Source organism: Microvirga makkahensis (assembly GCF_009830105.1).
GTDB lineage: Bacteria > Pseudomonadota > Alphaproteobacteria > Rhizobiales > Beijerinckiaceae > Microvirga > Microvirga makkahensis.
On sequence record NZ_WURB01000071.1, the window covers coordinates 1 to 1,624 of the forward strand.

Here is a 1,624-nt window from a genome sequence, read left to right on the forward strand (position 1 = left end):
CGACAAGAAGGGAGGCACGGGCATGAGCCTGATCGAGCTGGCCGAAGGCGTGACGGCGGACGAGATCAGGGCCAAGACCCAGGCCGAGTTCAAGATCGACCTCAAACAGAACCAAAACGCCGCCTGATGGATACGATCGACATTTGCAGGTACGCGTCCGGCATCCGTCAGCGCATCGGGTTGTCCAACCATGTCAATCTTTTGACTGACCGCTCCTCAATCCCGGCGGCTCACGGCCAGCACAAGGACGGAACAATCGTGCGCCTGCTCCAGCGCTCTATCAATCCACGCCAGAAACAGGTCAACCGTGAACTGGACCGCCTCAATAGCATGGAAGGCTTGCCCGGTTGAAAGCCTGGTTCACGGCATCGGAAAATCTGGCTGCGGCACGAATGAAAAGGCTCCGGATGCCTCTGCCACATCCGGAGCCTTTGTGCCCTTAAGGCAGCCTACTCGGCTGCTGCGGAAGGAGTCTTCAGAACCCCGCGGCGGATCTGGTCTTCCTCAATGGACTCGAAGAGCGCCTGGAAATTGTCTTGGCAGAAGCCGTCATCCCCCTTGCACTGGATGAACTCAAAGAAGATCGGGCCGATGGCATTGGCCGAGAAGAGCTGCAGCAGAATCTCGTGTAGCCGCCCTACACCACACCTTCGCCGTCGATCAGGATGCTGTAGCGCTCCAGGCGCTCCAGATCTTCTCCATGGCCCGGAATGCGCTTGTCTATGCGCTTGTAGTAGACGCCGGGAGAGAGGGCATGGAGGCCAGTCAGTCGGCGCGCAACTTCTCGATGGCGCTGTAGATGTCTTTGCAGCCGCAGGCGATGTGCTGGATGCCTTCGCCCTTGTATTCCTTGAGGTACTCCTCAATCTGCCCGGCGTCGCCCGCATCCTCGTTGATCGGGATGCGGATCTTGCCATCAGGGCTCGTGAGCGCCTTCGAATACAGCCCCGTCGTCTTGACTTCGATATCAAAATAGCGGATCTGCCGGAAGTTGAAGGGCACCGTCAACTTAACGCTTTTATTTGCTATTTTCGGTGTTTAGGTTCGGTGCCGGTCACGCATTTTCAATAGCTTAGACCGGCCGGAGAATAGCTGAAATCGCCGGAAAACAGCCTTTACTCGGTTAAGGTGACGGTGCCGTCCGTACTGGTAAGGTCTAAAATATAAACTAGGGGTCGTCTTCGATGAGGGCGGCCCCATTTTTCAGCAGAAGTTTTGATCATGAAGAAGATTATTGACGGCAAACGCCACACGCCGAAGCGGCCCCTCACATCAGGCACAACAACCACGGTCTGGGCAGCGGCAATTTACGGTGAGTGAAAGCCTCTTTCGTACACCTCGCGGCCACTGATTCCTGCAAGGGTCCGGTGGACACTAACCCAGTGAGCGACCTTCGTCGGGCTTTACTCCTGTCGCGGCGGCGAGGACAGCATCCCACTTGGTGCTGGCAAAGCATCTGAATGGTGCGAGCCGCACGGCCTCAACGACGTGCTGGAGGGCACCGTCAGCCTAACCGGGTAGTGATGGGATGCTGACATAGATATGGGATGAACGTGTCTCGCCATCCCCGCGATGCCCGTCATCGCTTCCCGGCTGAAGTCATCAGCCATGCCGTGTAGTTGTA

At 57.2% G+C, this 1,624-nt stretch carries 1 protein-coding gene and 2 pseudogenes; 2 read left to right on the forward strand and 1 reads right to left on the reverse strand.

Translation table 11 applies throughout. From position 1 onward, the window contains the following. Window positions 1-127 (forward strand): annotated as a pseudogene (locus GR328_RS27880) (succinyl-CoA--3-ketoacid-CoA transferase); the annotation flags it as partial. After that, the gene (locus tag GR328_RS26440) at window positions 127-351 is read left to right on the forward strand and encodes a hypothetical protein (RefSeq protein WP_160888619.1); all 225 of its coding nucleotides are present in this window, start codon (window positions 127-129) and stop codon (window positions 349-351) included. The pseudogene GR328_RS27880 and the gene GR328_RS26440, both read left to right, overlap by 1 nt. Before the next feature lie 98 nt (window positions 352-449). Here GR328_RS26440 and GR328_RS26445 read toward each other — a convergent pair. After that, window positions 450-996 (reverse strand): annotated as a pseudogene (locus GR328_RS26445) (VOC family protein); the annotation flags it as partial. Window positions 997-1,624: the final 628 nt, after the last annotated feature.